Origin of the sequence: Shewanella sp. SM74 (assembly GCF_025653725.1) — a bacterium.
Taxonomy (GTDB): domain Bacteria; phylum Pseudomonadota; class Gammaproteobacteria; order Enterobacterales; family Shewanellaceae; genus Shewanella; species Shewanella oncorhynchi.
Genome location: NZ_JAKKRZ010000014.1, coordinates 75,949 through 94,555 on the forward strand (window position 1 = coordinate 75,949; position 18,607 = coordinate 94,555).

17 protein-coding genes are annotated in these 18,607 nt (G+C 44.5%); 9 read left to right on the plus strand and 8 right to left on the minus strand.

The window, feature by feature from the left end; translation table 11 throughout:
• Positions 1-140 precede the first annotated feature (140 nt).
• The gene (locus L5M49_RS15150) at positions 141-2,105 is read left to right on the plus strand and encodes an LTA synthase family protein (protein ID WP_263208705.1); all 1,965 of its coding nucleotides are present in this window, start codon (positions 141-143) and stop codon (positions 2,103-2,105) included.
• Positions 2,106-2,204: 99 nt separating this feature from the next.
• On the opposite strand, the gene L5M49_RS15155 is transcribed toward L5M49_RS15150, so the two are convergent.
• Positions 2,205-2,762 (minus strand): hypothetical protein, encoded by a 558-nt coding sequence (locus L5M49_RS15155; RefSeq protein ID WP_263208706.1) that lies wholly within the window; start codon positions 2,760-2,762, stop codon positions 2,205-2,207.
• A 61-nt stretch (positions 2,763-2,823) separates the two neighbouring features.
• Complete coding sequence (gene bioH / locus L5M49_RS15160) at positions 2,824-3,618, minus strand: pimeloyl-ACP methyl ester esterase BioH (protein WP_263208707.1); 795 nt, start codon at positions 3,616-3,618, stop codon at positions 2,824-2,826.
• A gap of 32 nt (positions 3,619-3,650) precedes the next feature.
• Here bioH and L5M49_RS15165 point away from each other — a divergent pair, with 32 nt between their 5' ends.
• The 7 genes from L5M49_RS15165 (at position 3,651) to nfuA (ending at position 10,866) form a co-directional block, all read left to right on the plus strand.
• On the plus strand, positions 3,651-4,433 hold the full coding sequence (locus L5M49_RS15165; RefSeq protein ID WP_263208708.1) for a ComF family protein: 783 nt from the start codon (positions 3,651-3,653) through the stop codon (positions 4,431-4,433).
• A gap of 177 nt (positions 4,434-4,610) precedes the next feature.
• On the plus strand, positions 4,611-5,357 hold the full coding sequence (locus L5M49_RS15170) for a helix-turn-helix transcriptional regulator (RefSeq protein WP_263208709.1): 747 nt from the start codon (positions 4,611-4,613) through the stop codon (positions 5,355-5,357).
• Between the two features lie 2 nt (positions 5,358-5,359).
• Positions 5,360-6,037, plus strand: a complete 678-nt coding sequence (locus L5M49_RS15175) for a response regulator transcription factor (protein ID WP_113940244.1) — start codon at positions 5,360-5,362, stop codon at positions 6,035-6,037.
• Positions 6,024-7,268: a sensor histidine kinase gene (locus L5M49_RS15180; RefSeq protein WP_263204134.1), complete on the plus strand. Its 1,245-nt coding sequence runs from the start codon at positions 6,024-6,026 to the stop codon at positions 7,266-7,268. Before L5M49_RS15175 ends, L5M49_RS15180 begins: the two co-directional genes overlap by 14 nt.
• A gap of 174 nt (positions 7,269-7,442) precedes the next feature.
• On the plus strand, positions 7,443-8,207 hold the full coding sequence (locus tag L5M49_RS15185; protein WP_263204135.1) for an outer membrane protein OmpK: 765 nt from the start codon (positions 7,443-7,445) through the stop codon (positions 8,205-8,207).
• Positions 8,208-8,299: 92 nt separating this feature from the next.
• Positions 8,300-10,048 (plus strand): urocanate reductase, encoded by a 1,749-nt coding sequence (gene urdA, locus L5M49_RS15190; RefSeq protein WP_263208710.1) that lies wholly within the window; start codon positions 8,300-8,302, stop codon positions 10,046-10,048.
• A gap of 239 nt (positions 10,049-10,287) precedes the next feature.
• Positions 10,288-10,866: a Fe-S biogenesis protein NfuA gene (nfuA, locus tag L5M49_RS15195; RefSeq protein WP_006079591.1), complete on the plus strand. Its 579-nt coding sequence runs from the start codon at positions 10,288-10,290 to the stop codon at positions 10,864-10,866.
• An 83-nt stretch (positions 10,867-10,949) separates the two neighbouring features.
• Here nfuA and L5M49_RS15200 read toward each other — a convergent pair whose 3' ends face one another.
• Together L5M49_RS15200 and L5M49_RS15205 are read right to left on the minus strand one after the other, a co-directional pair.
• Positions 10,950-12,887, minus strand: coding sequence for an alpha/beta hydrolase family protein (locus L5M49_RS15200; protein WP_263266363.1), 1,938 nt, complete (start codon positions 12,885-12,887; stop codon positions 10,950-10,952).
• Between the two features lie 80 nt (positions 12,888-12,967).
• Complete coding sequence (locus tag L5M49_RS15205) at positions 12,968-14,335, minus strand: MATE family efflux transporter (protein WP_263208712.1); 1,368 nt, start codon at positions 14,333-14,335, stop codon at positions 12,968-12,970.
• A 22-nt stretch (positions 14,336-14,357) separates the two neighbouring features.
• Here L5M49_RS15205 and L5M49_RS15210 point away from each other — a divergent pair, with 22 nt between their 5' ends.
• Complete coding sequence (locus L5M49_RS15210) at positions 14,358-15,404, plus strand: polysaccharide deacetylase family protein (RefSeq protein WP_263208713.1); 1,047 nt, start codon at positions 14,358-14,360, stop codon at positions 15,402-15,404.
• Here L5M49_RS15210 and L5M49_RS15215 read toward each other — a convergent pair whose 3' ends face one another.
• The 4 genes from L5M49_RS15215 to L5M49_RS15230 are packed head-to-tail and all read right to left on the minus strand — an operon-like array spanning position 15,405 to position 18,527.
• Positions 15,405-16,037: an SCO family protein gene (locus tag L5M49_RS15215; protein WP_263196373.1), complete on the minus strand. Its 633-nt coding sequence runs from the start codon at positions 16,035-16,037 to the stop codon at positions 15,405-15,407.
• 47 nt (positions 16,038-16,084) lie between these two features.
• Positions 16,085-16,990 carry a heme o synthase gene (gene cyoE, locus L5M49_RS15220; RefSeq protein ID WP_173248226.1) on the minus strand — a complete coding sequence of 302 codons (906 nt, stop codon included), beginning with the start codon at positions 16,988-16,990 and terminating at the stop codon, positions 16,085-16,087.
• Positions 16,991-17,004: 14 nt separating this feature from the next.
• On the minus strand, positions 17,005-17,982 hold the full coding sequence (locus L5M49_RS15225) for a COX15/CtaA family protein (RefSeq protein WP_263208714.1): 978 nt from the start codon (positions 17,980-17,982) through the stop codon (positions 17,005-17,007).
• The gene (locus L5M49_RS15230; RefSeq protein WP_263208716.1) at positions 17,982-18,527 is read right to left on the minus strand and encodes a hypothetical protein; all 546 of its coding nucleotides are present in this window, start codon (positions 18,525-18,527) and stop codon (positions 17,982-17,984) included. The genes L5M49_RS15225 and L5M49_RS15230 overlap by 1 nt, the downstream gene beginning before the upstream one ends.
• Between the last annotated feature and the right edge of the window lie 80 nt (positions 18,528-18,607).

The window sequence follows — 18,607 nt, forward strand, 5'->3', positions numbered from 1 at the left end:
ATGTCGTCTTAGGGAATATAAAGTCGGCATTTAATGCAACGTTAAGCAAAATCGGTTGTCATAGCACAGCTTATTCACCGATTTTTTCAAATTGACACTCCAAAGCAGAGTGGCTCTTTTTATACGTTTTGGGGTAACACATGCAATCTGGTTTATCACCTCGCGGGCGAAACAATGCCCATGGGCCTTTTCGCGCTATCTTTATTTTCTCGCTATTAGTGCTTTTCATTGTCACCGCGAGCCGTATCGCTTTAGGGTTGTGGCAAGCCGATCGCGTGGCCGCTGTTGATGGTTGGTCGCATCTCTTAATCCAAGGTTTACGCGTCGATATCGCAACTCTGTGTTGGTTATGGGGTATTGCCGCCTTAGGGACTGCATTATTTTCAGGTGATCATTTTATTGGCCGTCTGTGGCAGCCGATTTTGCGGGTGTGGTTAACTGTCGGTCTGTGGATCATGCTGTTTTTAGAAGCATCGACCCCCGCCTTTATTGAAGAATACGGTTTTCGTCCGAATCGTTTGTATGTGGAATATCTGATCTACCCGAAAGAAGTGCTTTCTATGCTGTGGGCGGGTCGTAAGCTTGAGCTTATTTTCTCAATATTATTAACCATAGGTACACTCTGGGGCGGTTGGGTTCTCAGCGGTAAACTGACGAGAAACCTGCGCTTTCCGCGCTGGTATTGGCGTCCAGTATTAGCGTTAATTGTTATCGCAATTACGATATTAGGTGCCCGTTCAACCTTGGGTCATCGTCCGCTTAACCCCGCTCTGGTGGCCTTTGCTGACGATCCATTAGTGAACTCTTTAGTGATTAACTCTGCTTATTCCTTGGTGTTTGCCATTAAGCAGATGGATAGTGAAGAAGACGCTTCTAAAGTGTATGGCAAGCTAGATAACACGGAGATTATTGCAACGATTCGGCAGGAAAGTGGTCGCCCTGAAAGTGCCTTTACTTCAACGGATATCCCATCACTGAGCTTTAACCAAGCCAGTTATACTGGTAAGCCAAAGAACTTAGTGATCCTACTGCAAGAGAGCTTAGGCGCCCGTTTTGTCGGCAGTTTAGGTGGGTTACCCCTGACACCGAATATCGATGCCTTGTCTAAAGAAGGTTGGTATTTCGATAACTTGTACGCTACTGGTACACGATCTGTGCGCGGAATCGAAGCCGTGACAACAGGCTTTACGCCAACGCCAGCTCGTGCTGTGGTGAAGCTAGGTAAGAGCCAAGTTGGCTTTTTCAGTATTGCTGAATTACTTAAAAATCATGGTTATACAACGCAGTTTATTTATGGTGGTGAGAGCCATTTCGACAATATGCGTAGCTTCTTCTTGGGCAACGGCTTTAGTGACATCATAGATCAGAAAGATTACAAATCTCCGGCCTTCGTGGGCTCGTGGGGCGCGTCAGACGAAGATTTAATGCGCAAGGCCAACAGTGAGTTTGAGCGTCTGCATAGCGAAGGTAAGCCTTTCTTTAGTTTAGTTTTTAGTTCGAGCAACCATGATCCATTTGAATTCCCAGATGATCGTATCGAACTTTATGAACAACCTAAGCAAACTCGCAACAATGCGGCGAAATATGCTGATTATGCGGTTGGTGAGTTTTTCAAATTGGCGAAAAACGCGGACTATTGGAAAGATACGATTTTTATCGTGGTTGCCGACCATGACAGTCGAGTGGGTGGTGCGGATCTGGTGCCAGTATCGCGTTTCCGTATTCCGGGATTAATTCTTGGGGATAATGTTGCGCCAAAACGCGATCATCGTATCGTGAGTCAAATTGACTTGCCGCCGACTTTGTTATCCTTAATTGGAATATCTGACTCTTACCCTATGCTGGGCCGAGATTTGACCCAAGTCAGCGATGATTGGCCAGGGCGTGCTCTGATGCAATACGATAAAAACTTTGCGCTGATGGAAGGTAAAGATGTGGTCATTCTGCAACCAGAGAAAGAGGCACAGGGTTTCGAATATAATGAAAAAAACGAGCAGTTAACACCTCATCCACCCGCTGCTGCCGCGCTAGAGAAGAAAGCCTTAAGTTGGGCATTGTGGGGCAGTTTGGCCTACCAGCAAGAGCTGTATCGTTTGCCTAAATAAGCGTTAAACAGAATGGAAAATGCCGCTATTTTTAGCGGCATTTTTGTTTATCACTCATGCTAATTTTGTGCGCAAACGGATTCATACGATTGGAATAGGTTAAATCCACGTCGACATAATAGATTCTTGCTCTGGCTGAGTCTGCTGCTGATAAAACTGACCAATACGCTGCCCAAGTTGTTGATAAAATTGACTCGATTCGCCTTGAAGCGATTGCCTTGCCGTACTGCTGGTATTCGCTTTAGCGCTACTAGTGGCATAACTTGTCGCACCTTGACTGACCTTTAAGCGTATATCCTTACGTTGCAGCGCCGCTTGGCCTCTTGCTGCAATTTTTAGCGTTTTAGGTAAAACACGCTCGGCCACTACAAGGGGCGCTTTTTTCTCTTGCTGTTGTTGGTTCTGTTGCTGTGAGGATTGCTGTTGCTGCTGTTTTTCTTGAACTTGTTGCTGATTATGCTCGAGCGTTTTCGCCTGTTGTTGAGCTTGATCCGCAGTGCGTTCATTCTGTGGATTAAAGGCGCGTTCTTCGTGACCTTTAGTTGCCGCTTGTGGTGGGATGACTACAGGTTTCAGTTGGTTGTCGACCCGAGCCGAGTCCGTCGCGATATTACTGGTCGCTAGCGGGACTTGGGGGTAGTTACTGACAACTAACATGGAAAATTCCTTGGCACATTAATGGTTAAATACTAGTCATTAATCGCTCAAAGATAAAGCGTTAACGTGTCTGTAACGCTAACCAAGGCATAAATACCTGCAAAAACTCCTGTTGATGGGAAATAAAGGGCGCGTGAGAAGCTTTGGCGAGCATCACATCTTCACTTTGAGCTGTGATGGGCATTTTAGGTGGTACGCGTTTGGGCACTAGCCCGTCGAGTCGGCCCCAGATCCTTAGCCAAGGTTGTTGCAACTCTATCAGTTGCTGCCTTAAGTCGACGTCGGTCAGCATATTTAGGCCTTGAGTTAAGGCTCTGGTATTGGGTAAAGGACGTGCGAGGACAAGATCGCGTAGTTGTTTGATGTCTTCCTTGGCGGTTTCGCTACCCATGGCTTGAATCGCCAGAAATCTCTCTATAGTTTTAGGTAAATTTTGGCCGAGTTGTTCTCTAAATTGATGAAGGACTTGTGGCGGAATGCCCGGCCATGCTTCGTCTTCCCTTGCCATAAAGCAAGGGGATGATGCAATAGTAATCAAGCCTTTGATTTTTTGTGGATAACTTAACGCTGCCTGAGTCGCAACGAGTCCACCGAGTGACCAGCCGGCCCAAATAGCGTGTTCAGGCAATGCAGCGACTAAGGTATCTACCCAGGTTGATAGGCCACCTTCAACCATTTGGCTATGGCCAAAGCCCGGCAAGTCTACATAGTGCACCCTATACTGAGACAGTGACTCATGTAATGGCGTAAACACAGCGCTATTCACTCCCCAACCGTGAAGCATCACCAGATCTGGCCCTTGGCCGCTGATTTCAATATGCAAATTTGCTTGGTTTGTGGATGTCACTTGGCTCACTTGAGTGCCTCAAAAATGGATTAGGTGAATGTATGCCGCACTTTGTCAAAAGGATTTGGCCGCAATCTGCTTTGCGGATAATGCGTTTAGGCTATCAACTCGGTACAAGGTGGTTGGCGGGCAGTTTACCTAACCGTTGCCTGCTGTGCCACCAATCTATATTACTTCCCGAGACTGGCATTTGCGCCGTTTGTCTTCAATCTGGCTTATATCATGGGCCTATTTGCTTAGGTTGCGGTAAGTCGATGCAAATAGAAGTCGATTATTGCGGTGAATGCCAAAAGCGCCAGCCACGTAAAGTCATTGCACCTTGTAGTTATCATCAAGGTTTGGGGGCTTGGGTTGGTGCGATTAAATATCAAGGTCAACTTGCCGCTTTGCCCGTGCTGTGTCGCGCCTTAGTGGCACGACTTAAGGTATTAGAACAGCAAGGATTAATCTTGCTGCCTCAAGCGATAGTGCCAGTCCCATTGCATCCAAAACGCTTACAACAACGGGGATTTAATCAGGCGTGGTTAATTGCCCATGAGTTATCACAGCTCTTGCAACTGCCGTTAGCGAGCGAAGGGTTAACGCGCCAACGAGACACTCGATCGCAGGCGGGGCTTTCGGGTGCACAGCGACGACGCAACTTACATGATGCCTTTATGTTAGCGGATGATTTTGCGTTCCAGCGTGTTGCATTGGTGGATGATGTGGTGACCACCGGCACTACAGTCTCTGAAATTGCTCGCTTATTCGAAGCGCGTTATGTGCATGTTCAAGTATGGTGTTTGGCAAGGGCAGAGGCGCCAGGCTTGTTGGATGATATTTAAAAAGGTTAAAAGCATTGCTCCATTATATCTTTGTGTATGTCAAAATTATGTCAAAAATACTGCGTAAAAATGAATAAGTTTTAATTTTGCGACAAGATGTAAGTATCTGTATCAATGGGTTTTGTTTATTTTTTGTATTGAGATACCTTTCTATGTTATTTCGTTTGGAGGGTATTTATGGACGCTAAACTGGCGCGATCAAATGCAGATACGGCATCAACGCTGAAGGACATTATTCAGGCGATAAACTACTCTTTGAAGCTACATGGTTTTTGTGGTTTCTGGTTTCAAGGAGTTCCACATTGTGCGTATGAAAATTATCACTTTCCAAAAGATACCAATCTGTTCTCTCCTACGGCACTAAGAAAACCTATCGCCAGCATAGCTTCTTCCCCTGTTATGGCTGAATTACAGCGTTTTTATTTAAATCAGATAGCCTCCCATGATTTCAATTTTGGTTTTTCATTGGATACTTCAAAATCTTATATGTATAGATTCACGAGTGAAAAAAATGATAAGACCAGCCTATTGTTTAGTAAGCATAATATTCAAAGTGTTTTGAGCTGGCCCATCTCATGCCACTCTAATCGTCATTGGACAGGCCGGTTTATACTACTTAGCCATCTTAGTGCTTCGGAGGTGGTGTTAGAGGGATTGGCAGACACTTTAAAGGAAGCTCAAAACAAGCTTTTTGAATGTAATAAACAATTGTTCAATCCATTTCTACAAAGCTCTCTGCTTAAAGATAATGCGAGAGATATCCTGCTTATGGTCGCAAACGGTCTTCAAAACGACGAAATTTCAACTCAGCTCCCGATAAGTGTCAGAGGAGTTGAATATCATATGGAATCCATGCGTAAGAAATTTGGGGCTACAAATAGAGCAAATTTAATCCATTTAGCCCATCAATATGAGTTGATTTAAAAATGTTGATATTACTGGTTGAAGATAATCGACTTCTTTCTAACAACATCATTCAATATCTTGAATTGAGTGGTATAGAGTGTGATTACGCTTTCAACCTGGCACAAGCGGATATGCTCATTAGTCAGCAGCAGTTCGACGCTATTATTCTCGATCTAAATTTGCCGGATGGTGATGGGATTGAAGCGTGTGAACGCTGGAAAGCACAGTGCATTACTTCACCAGTAATCATGTTAACTGCACGTAGTAGTCTGAATGATCGCTTGAGTGGGTTTGCTGTGGGCGCGGACGATTATTTAGTAAAACCATTTGCAATGGAGGAACTGGTCGCGCGATTGAAGGTGGTTGCTCAGCGTCGTCCCGCGCCCCAAAGGTTGACTATTGGCGACCTAGAAATCGATTTTGCAAACCACATGGTGTATCGGCAAGGGCAACAGCTGGCTTTGTCTAAAACCGGATGGCAGATCCTGGCTTTATTAGCTAGGCGTAGTCCAGAAACGGTGAGTAGAGAAGAGATTGAGCGAATGCTTTGGCCCGACAGCGTACCTGATAGTGACAGCTTGCGCAGCCATATTCATCTTTTACGTCGAGTGATCGATCGCCCCTTTGAACGGCAAATATTACATACGATTCGTGGCGTTGGTTTAAGCCTTAGAGATGATATCAATGCAAGCGCCTAAACTTAGCCTCAAGCGTAGCTATCAAGTGTGGGGAGTTATTTTTCTATTAATAACCTTAGGCGTGAATAGTTTTATCCCGCTTTGCATGATGTGTGCAGGTATGATTTCTATGCATGAGGTCACAATGCACAATGCAGGGCAAGCGGCCGAAGCATTACTGAAGCTGGCGGAGCCAACTCAGCAATCATTACTTCATCAACCACTTCTAAAAACCGATAACTTAACTGTCTATCCTCATTGGCGAGATATTCCGCTGCAAATTCGTGAGTTAAGTAACAATGAAGTCTTAACTGATGCGAGCACAATTCACTATGAGCATGCAGAAGGTCCCATTGTTAACGCGTTAAGTGTGTACTACACCCAAACTGGCCAGCCGCTATACGTTTGGCTGCAGTTTAGTGTTACCCATGATTTGCAATTTGCCCCTAAAAATATGACGGCGATCTTGCTGCTTGTCTTGATAACCTTTTGTGCCAGTGCAAGCTTAGCGTTTTATATGCAAAGTAAAGTGATTACGCCTGTTCATCAAATTAGTCATGCGATTAAACAACATGATTGGGAAGGAGGAGGAAAACTGAGTTTACCAGAACAAGAATATGCTGAATTAAAGGCAATTGTTGATGCTTTAGATAACTCGATTTTACAACTTCAGGAGGCTCAGCAGCGAGAACTCAATTTTTTACGCTTTGCTAGCCATGAGTTACGTACGCCAGTCGCCATATGCCAATCTTCATTTGAAATCCTCGCATTACAACAAGGTGAGCTTACGGGGGCAACTCTGTATGCTTCCCAAGCGACCAATCAAATGAAGTCACTCATTGAAACCCTACTATGGTTAACTAATAAAGAGTGTTCAAACCTAGAAAAGGAAAACGTAGCATTATCGCCTTTACTTGCCAGTATTATCGAGGAGCAGCAACGGGCACATGGTTATGAGCAAAAAATTCAATTATTGTGTGACGATACTTGCTTGCCAGTTCAGCTTCATCCGCTAAAAATAATATTAAGCAATTTATTAAGGAATAGTATTGAGCATGGTGGGATGGATATTCGCATTACTCAAGATGCTTGTTGTATAGAAATAACCAATTCCTACAATAGTAAGGGCCGTCATGGATTTGGTTTAGGGCTTTTACTGGTGAAACGTCTCGCTAATCAACTGGGTTGGACTTTTACTAGCTCATCTGCAAATAATTTATTTACAGCTAGGCTGGTAATATCTAATAACTAAAGAATGAGAACTATAGATTTACTGCATTAAACCACACACTTTTAAAATGCAAAAGCGCCGTTGGGCTTAGATCACATAGTCATCATGCTATTCGTAGTAACTTTATTATATAAAGTTTACTGGTCGATAAGTATTTTAAAATACTTCCTAGAATACATGGTTGAGAGGGACTCTATGTGTAAAAAAAGTGTGGCATCTATTTTAGTCAGTGCAATTATTTTTAGTGGTTCAGTATATGCTGATGTGAATAAAACGAGCGTGGATTTAGGTTATAAGTTTTATACTAGTGACGCAAAAAATGATAACCCAGGTGTTTTTAATCAACCTTTTGTAAAGTTGAATCATTTAGGAATTGCAGATTGGGGTACTTACTTTGCTAATCTTAAGCTCGAAAACCCTGCTGAAATCGCGGAAAATCAGAAGAACCTTGATGGTAAAACTACCATTAAGTCATTATTGATAATTGAAAATAAGCTGGGAGAGTCGCAGTTCAACTTCTGGACTCAGAACTTTATCTCTGCGAGTGAAACGCTAGTTGAAGATAATCTTTACTTAGGTATTACCCATAATGCAAAAATTCAAAATTTATCACTAAACTATGGTGTCGGTTTAAATTATACCATTGGTAGCTTTTCCCCCACATCAGAGAAGTTTAATGATCTGTCAGGTTATGCCGTGGTTTTAAATGCAAAGTACCCATTTGAGTTGCTAGGGTTAAAACATAGTTTAAGTTTGAATTATGAAGCACAAATTGATAGGGATGCAGCGCATCAAGCATTATTTTCATATGACAGCTATGGCCATCAGATAATTACAACATTACAAACAAGCCTCACAGATTCAATATTTTCAAAGTTATATATCACCCATTATGATAGCTGGGGTTCGCAATATAATGATGGGATTGAATACGGTATATCTGTTGGTTATCAGTTTTAACGGTTTATCAAATAGGTTGAAATTTTGATAAGTAGAATCACATTTAATTTGGTGCTGTTCTAAATTTTATCAAAAATAATAAGGGAATTGTAATGCATTATAAAAAATCCATTATTGGTATTGCTGCAACGGCAACAGCAATTATTGTCGGTTGCCAAGTTACCCATCAAATAGTAAAAAGCCAGGGAACCGCTCAAGGCAAGCATGGCGAAGTGCAGGTCGAAACCACATTCAAAGACGGACACATTGTGGCGATTGATGTACTAAAGCAAAAGGAAAATAAAGTCCTTGCTGGTGCCGTATTTAAAGATGTTAAACAGGCGATTATTGATAATAACTCTATCGAGGTTGACGGTATTGCAGGCGCAACCGTAACGTCTAAAGCGCTTAAAGAAGCCGTGGGTAAAAGTATTGAAGCCGCAGGTGTTACGTTAGTTGCTGTCGCTTCAGCTAAAAAAAATGAAGCATTAACACCAGCAGAATATACCTATGATGTGGTGATTATTGGCTCGGGTGGTGCAGGTTTCAGTGCTGGTTTAGAGGCTATGACTGCGGGACGAAGTGCAGTGATTATTGAAAAGATGCCTATTATCGGCGGTAATTCTTTGATTTCTGGCGCTGAGATGAATGTGGCCGGTAGTTGGGTACAAAAAAATATGGGTGTTACCGATAGCAAAGACCTGTTTATTAGCGACACGCTAAAAGGCGGCGATTTCAAAGGTGACCCTGAAATGGTTAAGACCATGGTCGATAATGCGGTTGATGCAGCTGAGTGGTTAAGGGATTACGTCAAAGTAGAATTTTACCCAGATCAATTATTTCAGTTTGGTGGACACAGCGTGAAACGAGCGCTAATCCCTAAAGGTCATACCGGAGCAGAGGTGATCAGCAAGTTTTCTATTAAAGCTGAAGAAGTGGGCTTACCAATTCATACCAACACTAAGGCTGAAAAGTTAATTCAAGATCAAACGGGCCGAATTGTGGGTGTAGAAGCGACTCATAATGGCAAAACGGTAACCTACTATGCAAAACGCGGTGTTGTGATTGCCACGGGTGGCTTCTCGTCTAACATGGAAATGCGTAAAAAATATAACCCAGAGTTAGATGAACGATATGGCAGCACTGGTCATTCAGGTGGTACTGGTGACGGTATTGTGATGGCAGAAAAAATACATGCAGCAGCTAAAAATATGGGATATATCCAGTCATATCCCATTTGTAGCCCAACCTCGGGTGCGATTGCCTTGATTGCTGACTCTCGCTTCTTTGGTGCGGTGTTAATCAACCAGAAGGGTGAGCGCTTTGTTGAGGAATTGGAACGCCGAGATGTGATTTCACAGGCCATTCTAGCCCAACCAGGCCGTTATACTTATGTTCTCTGGAACCAAGCTATTGAAGATGTTGCCCATACTGTTGAAATGCATCAAGGTGAACTGAAGGAATTCACAAAAGACGGGCTAATGTATAAGGTCGACACCCTAGAAGAAGCCGCTAAAGTCTTTAATATTCCTGAAGATAAGCTGTTATCAACGATTAAAGACGTTAATCGTTATGCCGCAACAGGAAAGGATGAAGCCTTTAATCATCGCTCAGGATTGGTTGATTTAAGTAAAGGACCTTATTGGATTTTAAAAGCGACACCTTCTGTGCACCATACTATGGGTGGACTAGCGGTTGATACACGTACTCGTGTACTTGATGAACAAGGAAAGGTGATTCCGGGCTTGTTTGCTGCGGGTGAAGTGACTGGTTTAACCCATGGAACCAATCGACTCGGTGGTAATGCTTACACTGATATCATTGTCTTTGGTCGTATCGCGGGACAAGAAGCGGCTAAATAGTTTGTATTTTATGTCTGGCTTAAAGCGACCCAATTGGGTCGCTTTTGTTTGTAAATGATGCTGTTAACTCGCGTACAACACATTCGTTTAAAGCTTGTTTATGATGAATAAATCGTGATCGCTATGGCAAAAATCCATAAACTTGCTATCCAAAGGACTACAAAGCGAAGGTGAGTCGGAGTATCATACGGCTAATTCTTACTAAAACACTCAGGTATCCCCTGACGGAGCAGGTTTTCATGATTACCATTTCCGATGCGGCTCAAGCCCATTTTGTTAAGTTGTTAGCAGATCAACCTGAAGGCACTCATATTCGCGTATTTGTGATCAGTCCAGGAACCTCGCAAGCCGAGTGTGGTGTGTCTTATTGTCCACCGGATGCAGTAGAAAGTGATGATATTGAAATCGAGTTCACTGGCTTCAATGCTATGGTCGATGAGAAGAGTGCACCTTTCCTTGAAGATGCCACTATCGATTTTGTGACTGACCAATTAGGTTCACAACTCACGCTCAAAGCACCTAACGCAAAAATGCGTAAAGTGTCTGGTGATGCACCTTTAGTCGAGCGTATCGAATACGTGATCCAATCTGAAATCAACCCTCAGTTAGCTGGCCATGGTGGTAATATCATGCTGGTTGAAATTACCAAAGAGGGCGTAGCCGTACTGCAGTTCGGCGGTGGATGTAATGGTTGTTCTCAAGTTGATATCACCCTGAAGGATGGTATCGAAAAACAATTGCTAGACATGTTCCCCGGTGAGTTGACTGGCGTACGTGACGTGACAGATCACCAACACGGTGAACATTCTTACGCTTAATCTTGTTTGTTAAGCTGAATGAAAAACGCGACCTTGAGTCGCGTTTTTTATATTTGGCTTTCGCTTTAAGTGCAGTTGTTAAGTTATAACTTAGGGTTGAGATTATCAGCTAAGAACTTATCTAAGGCTTTAAAAGTCGCGAGTCTGTTGTCGTTATTGCTCAGGTAATGATCACCATTTTCCAACTCAATATACTCCACTGGTTTATTCAGTGATTTGAGCTCGTCATACATTTCTCGGCTATGTTGAACCTTAACGACTCTGTCTTTATCGCCATGTAGCAGTAATACTGGGATGTTAATTTTATCTGCTTTACTGATAGGTGAGCGCTCATAGAGGGCATCGAGATCATCTCCTATTTGCTCTTTAACTACTTCATAGTTGGTATGTCTGCGGCTTGATTTTACTAGGTAGGCCACATCGGTCACACCAGCCACACTGATGGCGCAACGGTAAAGATCGGGAGTCATGGCAGCCCCCATTAAGGCCGCGTAACCACCATAACTCGCACCGGCAATACAAATGCGTTTAGGATCGCTAATCCCTTGAGCTATTAGGTAACGAGTCCCGTCTTCAACATCGTTTTGCATTTCGAGTCCCCAGCTTTTTAGGCCAGCCTTCATAAACTCATAGCCGTAACCTGCCGACCCCCTGAAATTCATTCGAAATACCGCATAACCACGATTAGCGAAGAACTGTGCCCAGTAGTCGAAGTCGTTGCTGTCGTAACTGATGGGGCCGCCATGGGGGAAAATAATCGTCGGCAGTTGCTTGGCTTCAAGCCCTTTTGGCACCGTTAGGTAAGCATCGATTTTGAGCTTATCCCTTGCTTCATATGTTAAATATTGGGTATCGGCGAGGAGTTCACTCTTGAGTCTGCCGTATCGGTTAGCGATGGGATAAAGCGTTTTTTCGTCCCTATCGCCAAAATAGTAAGTGCCGGGCTCGGTCGAGCTAGTGGAATACACTATGTAGCGGCGTTCATCGGCACTGAACTGAGTAATATAGTTGTGTGCGTTGGGTAACACGGCTTTTAGGCCATTTTGTAGGCCCACATATTCTTTTTCCCAAAAGGTGTATTCTTCGCCGTCACCTTCACTGATACCAATGACTTTTTTCTTCAGTTTCGAATAGAGTAAATTACCTTCAACGTCAGTATTTTCATTGGCGTAGACCAATTCTTTTGTGAGCTTAGGATCGGTCAGATTGACTTTAAATATGGCTTCGAAACCTTGGTGATAGGTGCGAACGTAAAGAATATTGGGGTCAGCATCAAAACCTAATGGCCAAACACTGTCTTCTGAAAAGGCTTTAAAGGTCCAAAGTAAACGTGAATCTCTCTTTTGCTCGGCCTGTTCATAAATGCGGTACTCAGTATCATCGTTATAGATAGAAATACGGGCCCTGTGTTGTCTATCGGTAATCCAGCCTATGATATTTTTTTTGGCTATTTGGATTGGCTTATATATTTCCTGTTCTAGATTCACTTTAAGTATACTGTATTGACCTACCTTATCGCCCAAACCATCTATGGAAAGTAAGATGCTCTCTGGGTCATCTTGCATAATATCAATGATTTGTGCTTGATTTTGAGGTATCCAATTAAACTTATTAAAGACTCTAGGATCAAGTACGCTAGTAGTCTTTTTCATCGTCAAATTATACTTAACAAGACGGGTTTCGAGTGTAGGTGTACCGTAACGACTGCCCGGAAACTTGACTTTGATCAGTAAGATATTATCGTTTGCCCACTGCAGAGACAGGATGACAAATTTTTGATTATCCGTGTGCAGCGGAATGCTTTTTTCGCCTGTTTCTATATCTTGGATACTAACGACAGTACCTTTGAGTTTGGCTTGATCGACCCGTACAACCGATGCGAGTTTTTTGCCGTTAGGCGAGAGCTGTACAGAGCTCACATCTGGGATGCTGGCAAAGGCTTCAACGGGTAATTGTGGCGCTGTGTCGGCAACGGCATGGTTGCATAGCCACAGGAAAAGCAGCGGTAAAATCCTTTTCATTATAGAATCACATCTTTGTTACAATTGTAAAATCAACATCATAGTGATTTTGAGATTTGTAAACTACTGTCTTTACAGATTTATTTATTCAAAAAGCTTTTGCTGAAATAATAGTGCCCCGCAAGTGTTAGGCTTCTGGCGATCATAAAGACACTCATGGCGGCCCAAAGGGCGTGGTTACCTTGCTCAGGCAATAACAGTTGCTGCAGCAAATACCATGTCGGGAAAAATGCACCGAAGGTGGCGAGTATCATGCTATTGCGCATCACTTTGCCTTTAGCGGCACCTATGTAGACTCCGTCGAATAAATACGAGCTAAAAGACCATAAAGGCAAAAATATCAGCCAAATAAGATAGGTCTGTGCTGTGGTTCTGACCTCATTAATGCTGGTCAATAACGCGATAATATTACTGCCCAAAAGACTGAATACAGCGCAGAACCCTAACGCAGTAATGGCCGACCAGCTCCAGGCTAAGATCACTGCTTCCCGTAATTGCTCCGCCTGTTTTTGGCCATAGGCACGGCCGACTTCTGCCTCGGCATAATAGGCTATACCATCTAGAGCGTAGGAGATTAATAGCAGTAAATTCAATAACACGGCATTGGCCGCAACGGTATTATCACCTAGACCTGCACCATGGAATGTCATAAAGGCAAAAGCTGCCTGCAAGCAGAGGCTACGGACAAAAATATCTGTGTTGAGCCTCAGTAATTTGCCATAACCAGTCAGGGTGACATGGGGGAATAGGTGGGATAAGTGAAACTCGGGTGCACGCTTGAGTTGTTGTAACACCATAGTGAGTGCGACTGAGAAAGCAGTGATATCGGCAAAGACTGAGGCGAGGGCAGCACCTTTAACGCCCCAGCCCAAGCCGAGGACAAACACCACATCGAGAATAATATTGGCAAGGTTCGCTAAAATCAGCTGCCACATGGCGGCTTTAGGTTGTTGTCGCCCTAAGAGCCAACCTAACATCACTAAATTGAGCAGGGCGAAGGGCGTTGACCAAATCCGTACCTGAAAATACTCGCGGCAATAACGTTCGACCTCGCTACTCGCTTTGGATAATCCTAACGCTAAATTCAATATCGGGACTTGCAGTGCGATAACGCCTGCGCCCAATAACATCGCTAGCATAGCGCCTTGGACTAAGAGCTTGTGCTGGGCGTGAAGATCGTCAGCACCAAAGGCTTGCGCGACTAAACCTGTCGTCGCCATACGCAAAAATCCCAATAACCAAATGATTAATGTGATAATCGTTGACCCGACAGCGACTCCCCCTAAATAATAGGCCTCACTCAGATGACCTATAACAGCCGTATCGACTAAGCCCAAAAGCGGGATAGTGATATTGGAGAGTATCATCGGCAGGGCGAGCGCTAGTAACTGGCGATTTTTCGCGCCGTTGAGCATGAGGTCGAGCCAAGTTGATTTAGCAGTATTCATTAATTTCAGAGGTGTTCACATTATGGTTAAACGTGTGCTGTTGGCACTCATAGGGCTAATGACGTTTTCTGCCCATGCCGTGGTCATTCTGCAATATCACCATGTGTCAGAAACCACTCCGGCGGCAACCAGCGTTACGCCCGCGCAATTTCGTGAGCAAATGCAGTTTCTCGTCGATGACGGCTTTAAGGTGATCCCGCTTTCTAAAGTGGTTGAAGCGATCAAGCAAAAACAAGATTTACCCGCTAAAACAATCGCAATTACCTTCGATGATGGTTATCGCAGTATAGCGACGACGGCGCATCCTATCCTAAAGGAATTTGGATTCCCCTACACCTTGTTTGTGGCAATTGAGCCGATTAAACAAAAGTTTACCGAGATGATGACTTGGGATGAACTCATCACATTATCCAAGGAAGGCGCCGATATTGCTAATCACAGTTGGGCGCACGAACATTTGATCCGCGCCTTAGAAAACGAATCACAGGCGCAGTGGTTAGCGCGGATAAAAGCCAATATCTTAGATACAGAAACAGCGATTGCAGATGCCACAGGGCACAATTTTAAAATGTTGGCGTATCCCTACGGTGAGTACAATCAAGCGTTGCAGGATATGTTAACTGAGAACGGCTTTGTCGCTTTTGGGCAACAGTCCGGTGCCGCGGGGCCCTATTCGCCATTAACGGCACTGCCGCGTTTCCCCGTTGCTGGACAATATGCTGACCTAAAAAGCCTTAAGGCAAAGTTATACAGCTTAAATATGCCTGTGATTGCACAAACCCCAAGTGATCCTGAGTTAAAGGGTGGCCATTGGCGTCCTGAGCTTAAAGTGACCCTCGATATGAGTGATATCTCTGCTAAGCAAGTGATGTGTTACATCCAAGGTCAAGGCTCAAAACAGCCGACTTGGCTCAATGAAAACGAGTTTAGTGTTCAAGCGGATTTAGCTTTGCCTGCGGGGCGCTCGCGTTATAACTGCACAGCGCCGAGTAAGGCGCGCAATGGCTACTATTGGTTTTCTCAGCCTTGGGTGAGGCCAAAGGACGATGGCTCTTGGGTTAAAGAGTGATCAGCGGCTAGGTTTGTATTGCGCCACTATTTTTTCAAAATCGCTAATTAATTTATCATTTAATACCTGCGGCGGTTTGCCTAACGCAGCCGTAGGTTTAAATACCGCAACTCGCGTTCCCTGCGGCGACACCAATACATAACCCGCACTATGGTCGACTTGGTAATTCTCTCCTTCACCTACCATGGCATAGGTCAGCCCTAAGCTGCGGGTGAGGGGAAATATCTGCGTTTGTTCACCCGTTACCGCTTTAAATTCTGGATTGAAAAAATTAACATAGGTCAGGAGTTTATCCGGAGTGTCCCGTTTGGGGTCGACGGATAAAAACACCACCTGCAATGGCGCTATTTTGTTTAGATCGGGATAAGCCGCCGCGAGTTTATTTAAGGTCGTAGGGCAAATGTCGGGACAAAAGGTAAAACCGATAAAGAATAAGCTCCATTTTCCCTGCAAACTGGCATTGGTAAAAGCTTGCTTGTGTTGATCGACCAATTCAAAGGGCGCTAATTCATAGGCCTGTGGAAACAGAAAACCGCTCTCTAACTCGATAGGTTTTGGGGGATTAAATTTCACCGCAAATAGGCCGCCAAGACCGAACAACAAAATGGCGATGACTAAAATTCTTTTCTGCATTATTCGCTCCATAAATACAGGTTAGCGCGACAAACTCATTCCATACACTAGTTCCACAAATAGTGGTCTAGCAGTAATGCCATAAATAACAACATTAAATGGTAGATAGAGAAGCGGAACACTTGCATCGCTAAGCCATCATGATCCCGATATTTAAGTTGCCATGCTTTATAGATAAATCCCGTACTGAGTAAACTCGAGCTGACGAAATACACAGGCCCACACATACCAACCAGCACAGGTAACAGGCAAGCAATCGCCAGCAATACTGTGTAGAGCAAGATGCAGGTTTTCGTAAATTCGACACCGTGGGTGACTGGTAGCATGGGAATATCTACTTTGGCATATTCGGCGCGTCTGTGAATGGCCAGTGCCCAAAAATGTGGCGGCGTCCACGTAAAAATGATGATCACTAGCAATAACGCATGGCCGTGAAATTCGTTCGTCACTGCCGTCCATCCCAGCAGGGGTGGCATGGCTCCCGCAAGGCCGCCGATCACAATATTTTGTGATGTTGCGCGTTTCAAATAGGCAGTATAAACCAAGGCATAGCCAATCAGGCTGGCAAAGGTCAGCCAAGCTGTGAGTGGATTGACTAAGGAATATAAGACGATAAAGCCAAAACTACCTAAGCTAGCGGCGAAAATTAACGCGCGCGTGGCCGAAATGCGTCCCTTAGGCAGCGGGCGATTGTAGGTGCGTGCCATTAAGCCATCGATACGGCGATCGATCAGATGATTCAACGCCGCCGCTGAACCTGCCATCATAGCAATACCCAGCATACCGGCGATTAAAGGTTGAACGGGGACCGCATGGGGCACAGCAAGACACATGCCTACTAAGACAGTGAGCAGCATCAGTGCGACGACTTTAGGTTTGGTCATTTCAAAATAGGCGCGCCATGTTACGCTGAAAGTGGGCAGGCTACTGGTGATTGAGAGTGGTTTTGCCATCTTGGATCCCTCGCTTATGCTTTGCGCCATAAAAAATAGTTGATTGTGACTAAGGTCATTAGCAGTAGTGCCGCACCACCGTTGTGAGACACGGCAATACCGAGTGGTAAATACATCACTACGTTAGAAATACCTAAGCTCACTTGTAGTATGACTAGCCCCACTAATAAAAGGCTTAAAGCCTTAAGTCCCGTAGCGCCCACAAATAATCGGTAGGCGAGCACGAGTAACAAGCTGGCAGTGACGATAGCGCCAATTCTGTGGGCTACGTGGATAGTCATTCGTGCAGGGTAATCGAGTACCCCAAATTCGAAGCTAGGGTGTTGGCCTTGGAACGGTGAAAATGCCTCGGCTATTGCTAAGTTATCTACCCAATTTCCCTCACAGATGGGTAAAGAGGTGCAGGCGAGCGCCGCGTAATTCGATGATGTCCAAGCGCCCAACATAATCTGACACACAAGGACGAATAGGCTCACCAACGCTAACGGTGCGAGATGTCGAGGATGGGTTTCGCTATTAAATATACGCCGAGGTCGGGTTCGCAGGTAAAGGAGTAACAGCAGCGAGATTAGGCTAAAGCCACCAATAAGATGCGACATCACAATTATTGGCATGAGTTTCATGGTCACAGTCCACATGCCTAGCGCTCCTTGAAAGAGGATCAGCAGCACTATGATGACCGGCAACTTTTTGGGTGCTTCCGGTGTTTTTAAGCACAAAATTAAGATGAACAATACCAGTAAGCCAAGTCCGCCTGCGATATATCTGTGGATCATTTCCAGCCAAGCTTTCTCTGGATTGATATCGTGATCTGGGAATATAGTTTGCGCATGGGCGATTTCATGGTCTTGGGTGGGCACTTTAATATGGCCGTAGCAGCCTGGCCAATCGGGGCAGCCGAGTCCTGCATCCGATAGGCGGGTATAAGCGCCCATTAAAATCACCAATAGGGTAAAGACTAATGTTAAGCGTAGGATCCAAGTTAACTGCATCAATCTACCCTCGACAGTTTTAACAACTTACGCAGATCCGCAATCAGCGCCTTGCCTTGAGCTAAATGCGCTTCTTTGCCCTGCACTTGAGGGTAGCGCAGGACTAAGCTGCCTAAGGGATCGACTATGATTAGCTGCTGTTCATCTAACCATTTGCTTAAGTCTGCATTGGCGGGGCGAGTGTTGAAGTGAAAGGCGCTTAAGGCGTTAAGATCGCTGTCGGGATGGGTGAGGATGAGCGGTTCTACTCGCGCCTGATCTGGCCCTAACGCTGTGTGGCTTTGGCGCAAAATATACAGGCGTTCGCGGCAAGTATCGTTGCATTTGGCGGGCAATAAATACAGTAGTTGCCATTCTTTGGGATTAGAATTTTCAACCCCAAGGCTGGCATAACTGGTTTCGGGACTGATCAGCTCGCCATGATTGGTGGCACCGCCATGGTATAAATTCAGGCTCAGCACTAGCTTAGCAATCACTACGGGGGCAATAAACGCCAGCAGTAATAGCCCTAATGCTTTGTGTTTAGATTTGCTCTGGGAGTTCATGCTTGCTCCTCTCATTCAAATTATCCCTAATTTATTGTTTTATATTTATTTAGTTTTATTAGTGTCTTGCTAAGTATGGT

What these genes read in the sequence shown, in the direction of transcription:
- L5M49_RS15150 (WP_263208705.1), top strand. Translation starts at nt 141, where the DNA reads ATGCAATCTGGTTTATCACCTCGCGGGCGAAACAATGCCCATGGGCCT.
- L5M49_RS15155 (WP_263208706.1), bottom strand. Translation starts at nt 2,762, where the DNA reads ATGTTAGTTGTCAGTAACTACCCCCAAGTCCCGCTAGCGACCAGTAAT.
- L5M49_RS15165 (WP_263208708.1), top strand. Translation starts at nt 3,651, where the DNA reads ATGCCGCACTTTGTCAAAAGGATTTGGCCGCAATCTGCTTTGCGGATA.
- L5M49_RS15170 (WP_263208709.1), top strand. Translation starts at nt 4,611, where the DNA reads ATGGACGCTAAACTGGCGCGATCAAATGCAGATACGGCATCAACGCTG.
- L5M49_RS15175 (WP_113940244.1), top strand. Translation starts at nt 5,360, where the DNA reads ATGTTGATATTACTGGTTGAAGATAATCGACTTCTTTCTAACAACATC.
- L5M49_RS15180 (WP_263204134.1), top strand. Translation starts at nt 6,024, where the DNA reads ATGCAAGCGCCTAAACTTAGCCTCAAGCGTAGCTATCAAGTGTGGGGA.
- L5M49_RS15185 (WP_263204135.1), top strand. Translation starts at nt 7,443, where the DNA reads ATGTGTAAAAAAAGTGTGGCATCTATTTTAGTCAGTGCAATTATTTTT.
- urdA (WP_263208710.1), top strand. Translation starts at nt 8,300, where the DNA reads ATGCATTATAAAAAATCCATTATTGGTATTGCTGCAACGGCAACAGCA.
- nfuA (WP_006079591.1), top strand. Translation starts at nt 10,288, where the DNA reads ATGATTACCATTTCCGATGCGGCTCAAGCCCATTTTGTTAAGTTGTTA.
- L5M49_RS15200 (WP_263266363.1), bottom strand. Translation starts at nt 12,887, where the DNA reads ATGAAAAGGATTTTACCGCTGCTTTTCCTGTGGCTATGCAACCATGCC.
- L5M49_RS15205 (WP_263208712.1), bottom strand. Translation starts at nt 14,335, where the DNA reads ATGAATACTGCTAAATCAACTTGGCTCGACCTCATGCTCAACGGCGCG.
- L5M49_RS15210 (WP_263208713.1), top strand. Translation starts at nt 14,358, where the DNA reads ATGGTTAAACGTGTGCTGTTGGCACTCATAGGGCTAATGACGTTTTCT.
- L5M49_RS15215 (WP_263196373.1), bottom strand. Translation starts at nt 16,037, where the DNA reads ATGCAGAAAAGAATTTTAGTCATCGCCATTTTGTTGTTCGGTCTTGGC.
- cyoE (WP_173248226.1), bottom strand. Translation starts at nt 16,990, where the DNA reads ATGGCAAAACCACTCTCAATCACCAGTAGCCTGCCCACTTTCAGCGTA.
- L5M49_RS15225 (WP_263208714.1), bottom strand. Translation starts at nt 17,982, where the DNA reads ATGCAGTTAACTTGGATCCTACGCTTAACATTAGTCTTTACCCTATTG.
- L5M49_RS15230 (WP_263208716.1), bottom strand. Translation starts at nt 18,527, where the DNA reads ATGAACTCCCAGAGCAAATCTAAACACAAAGCATTAGGGCTATTACTG.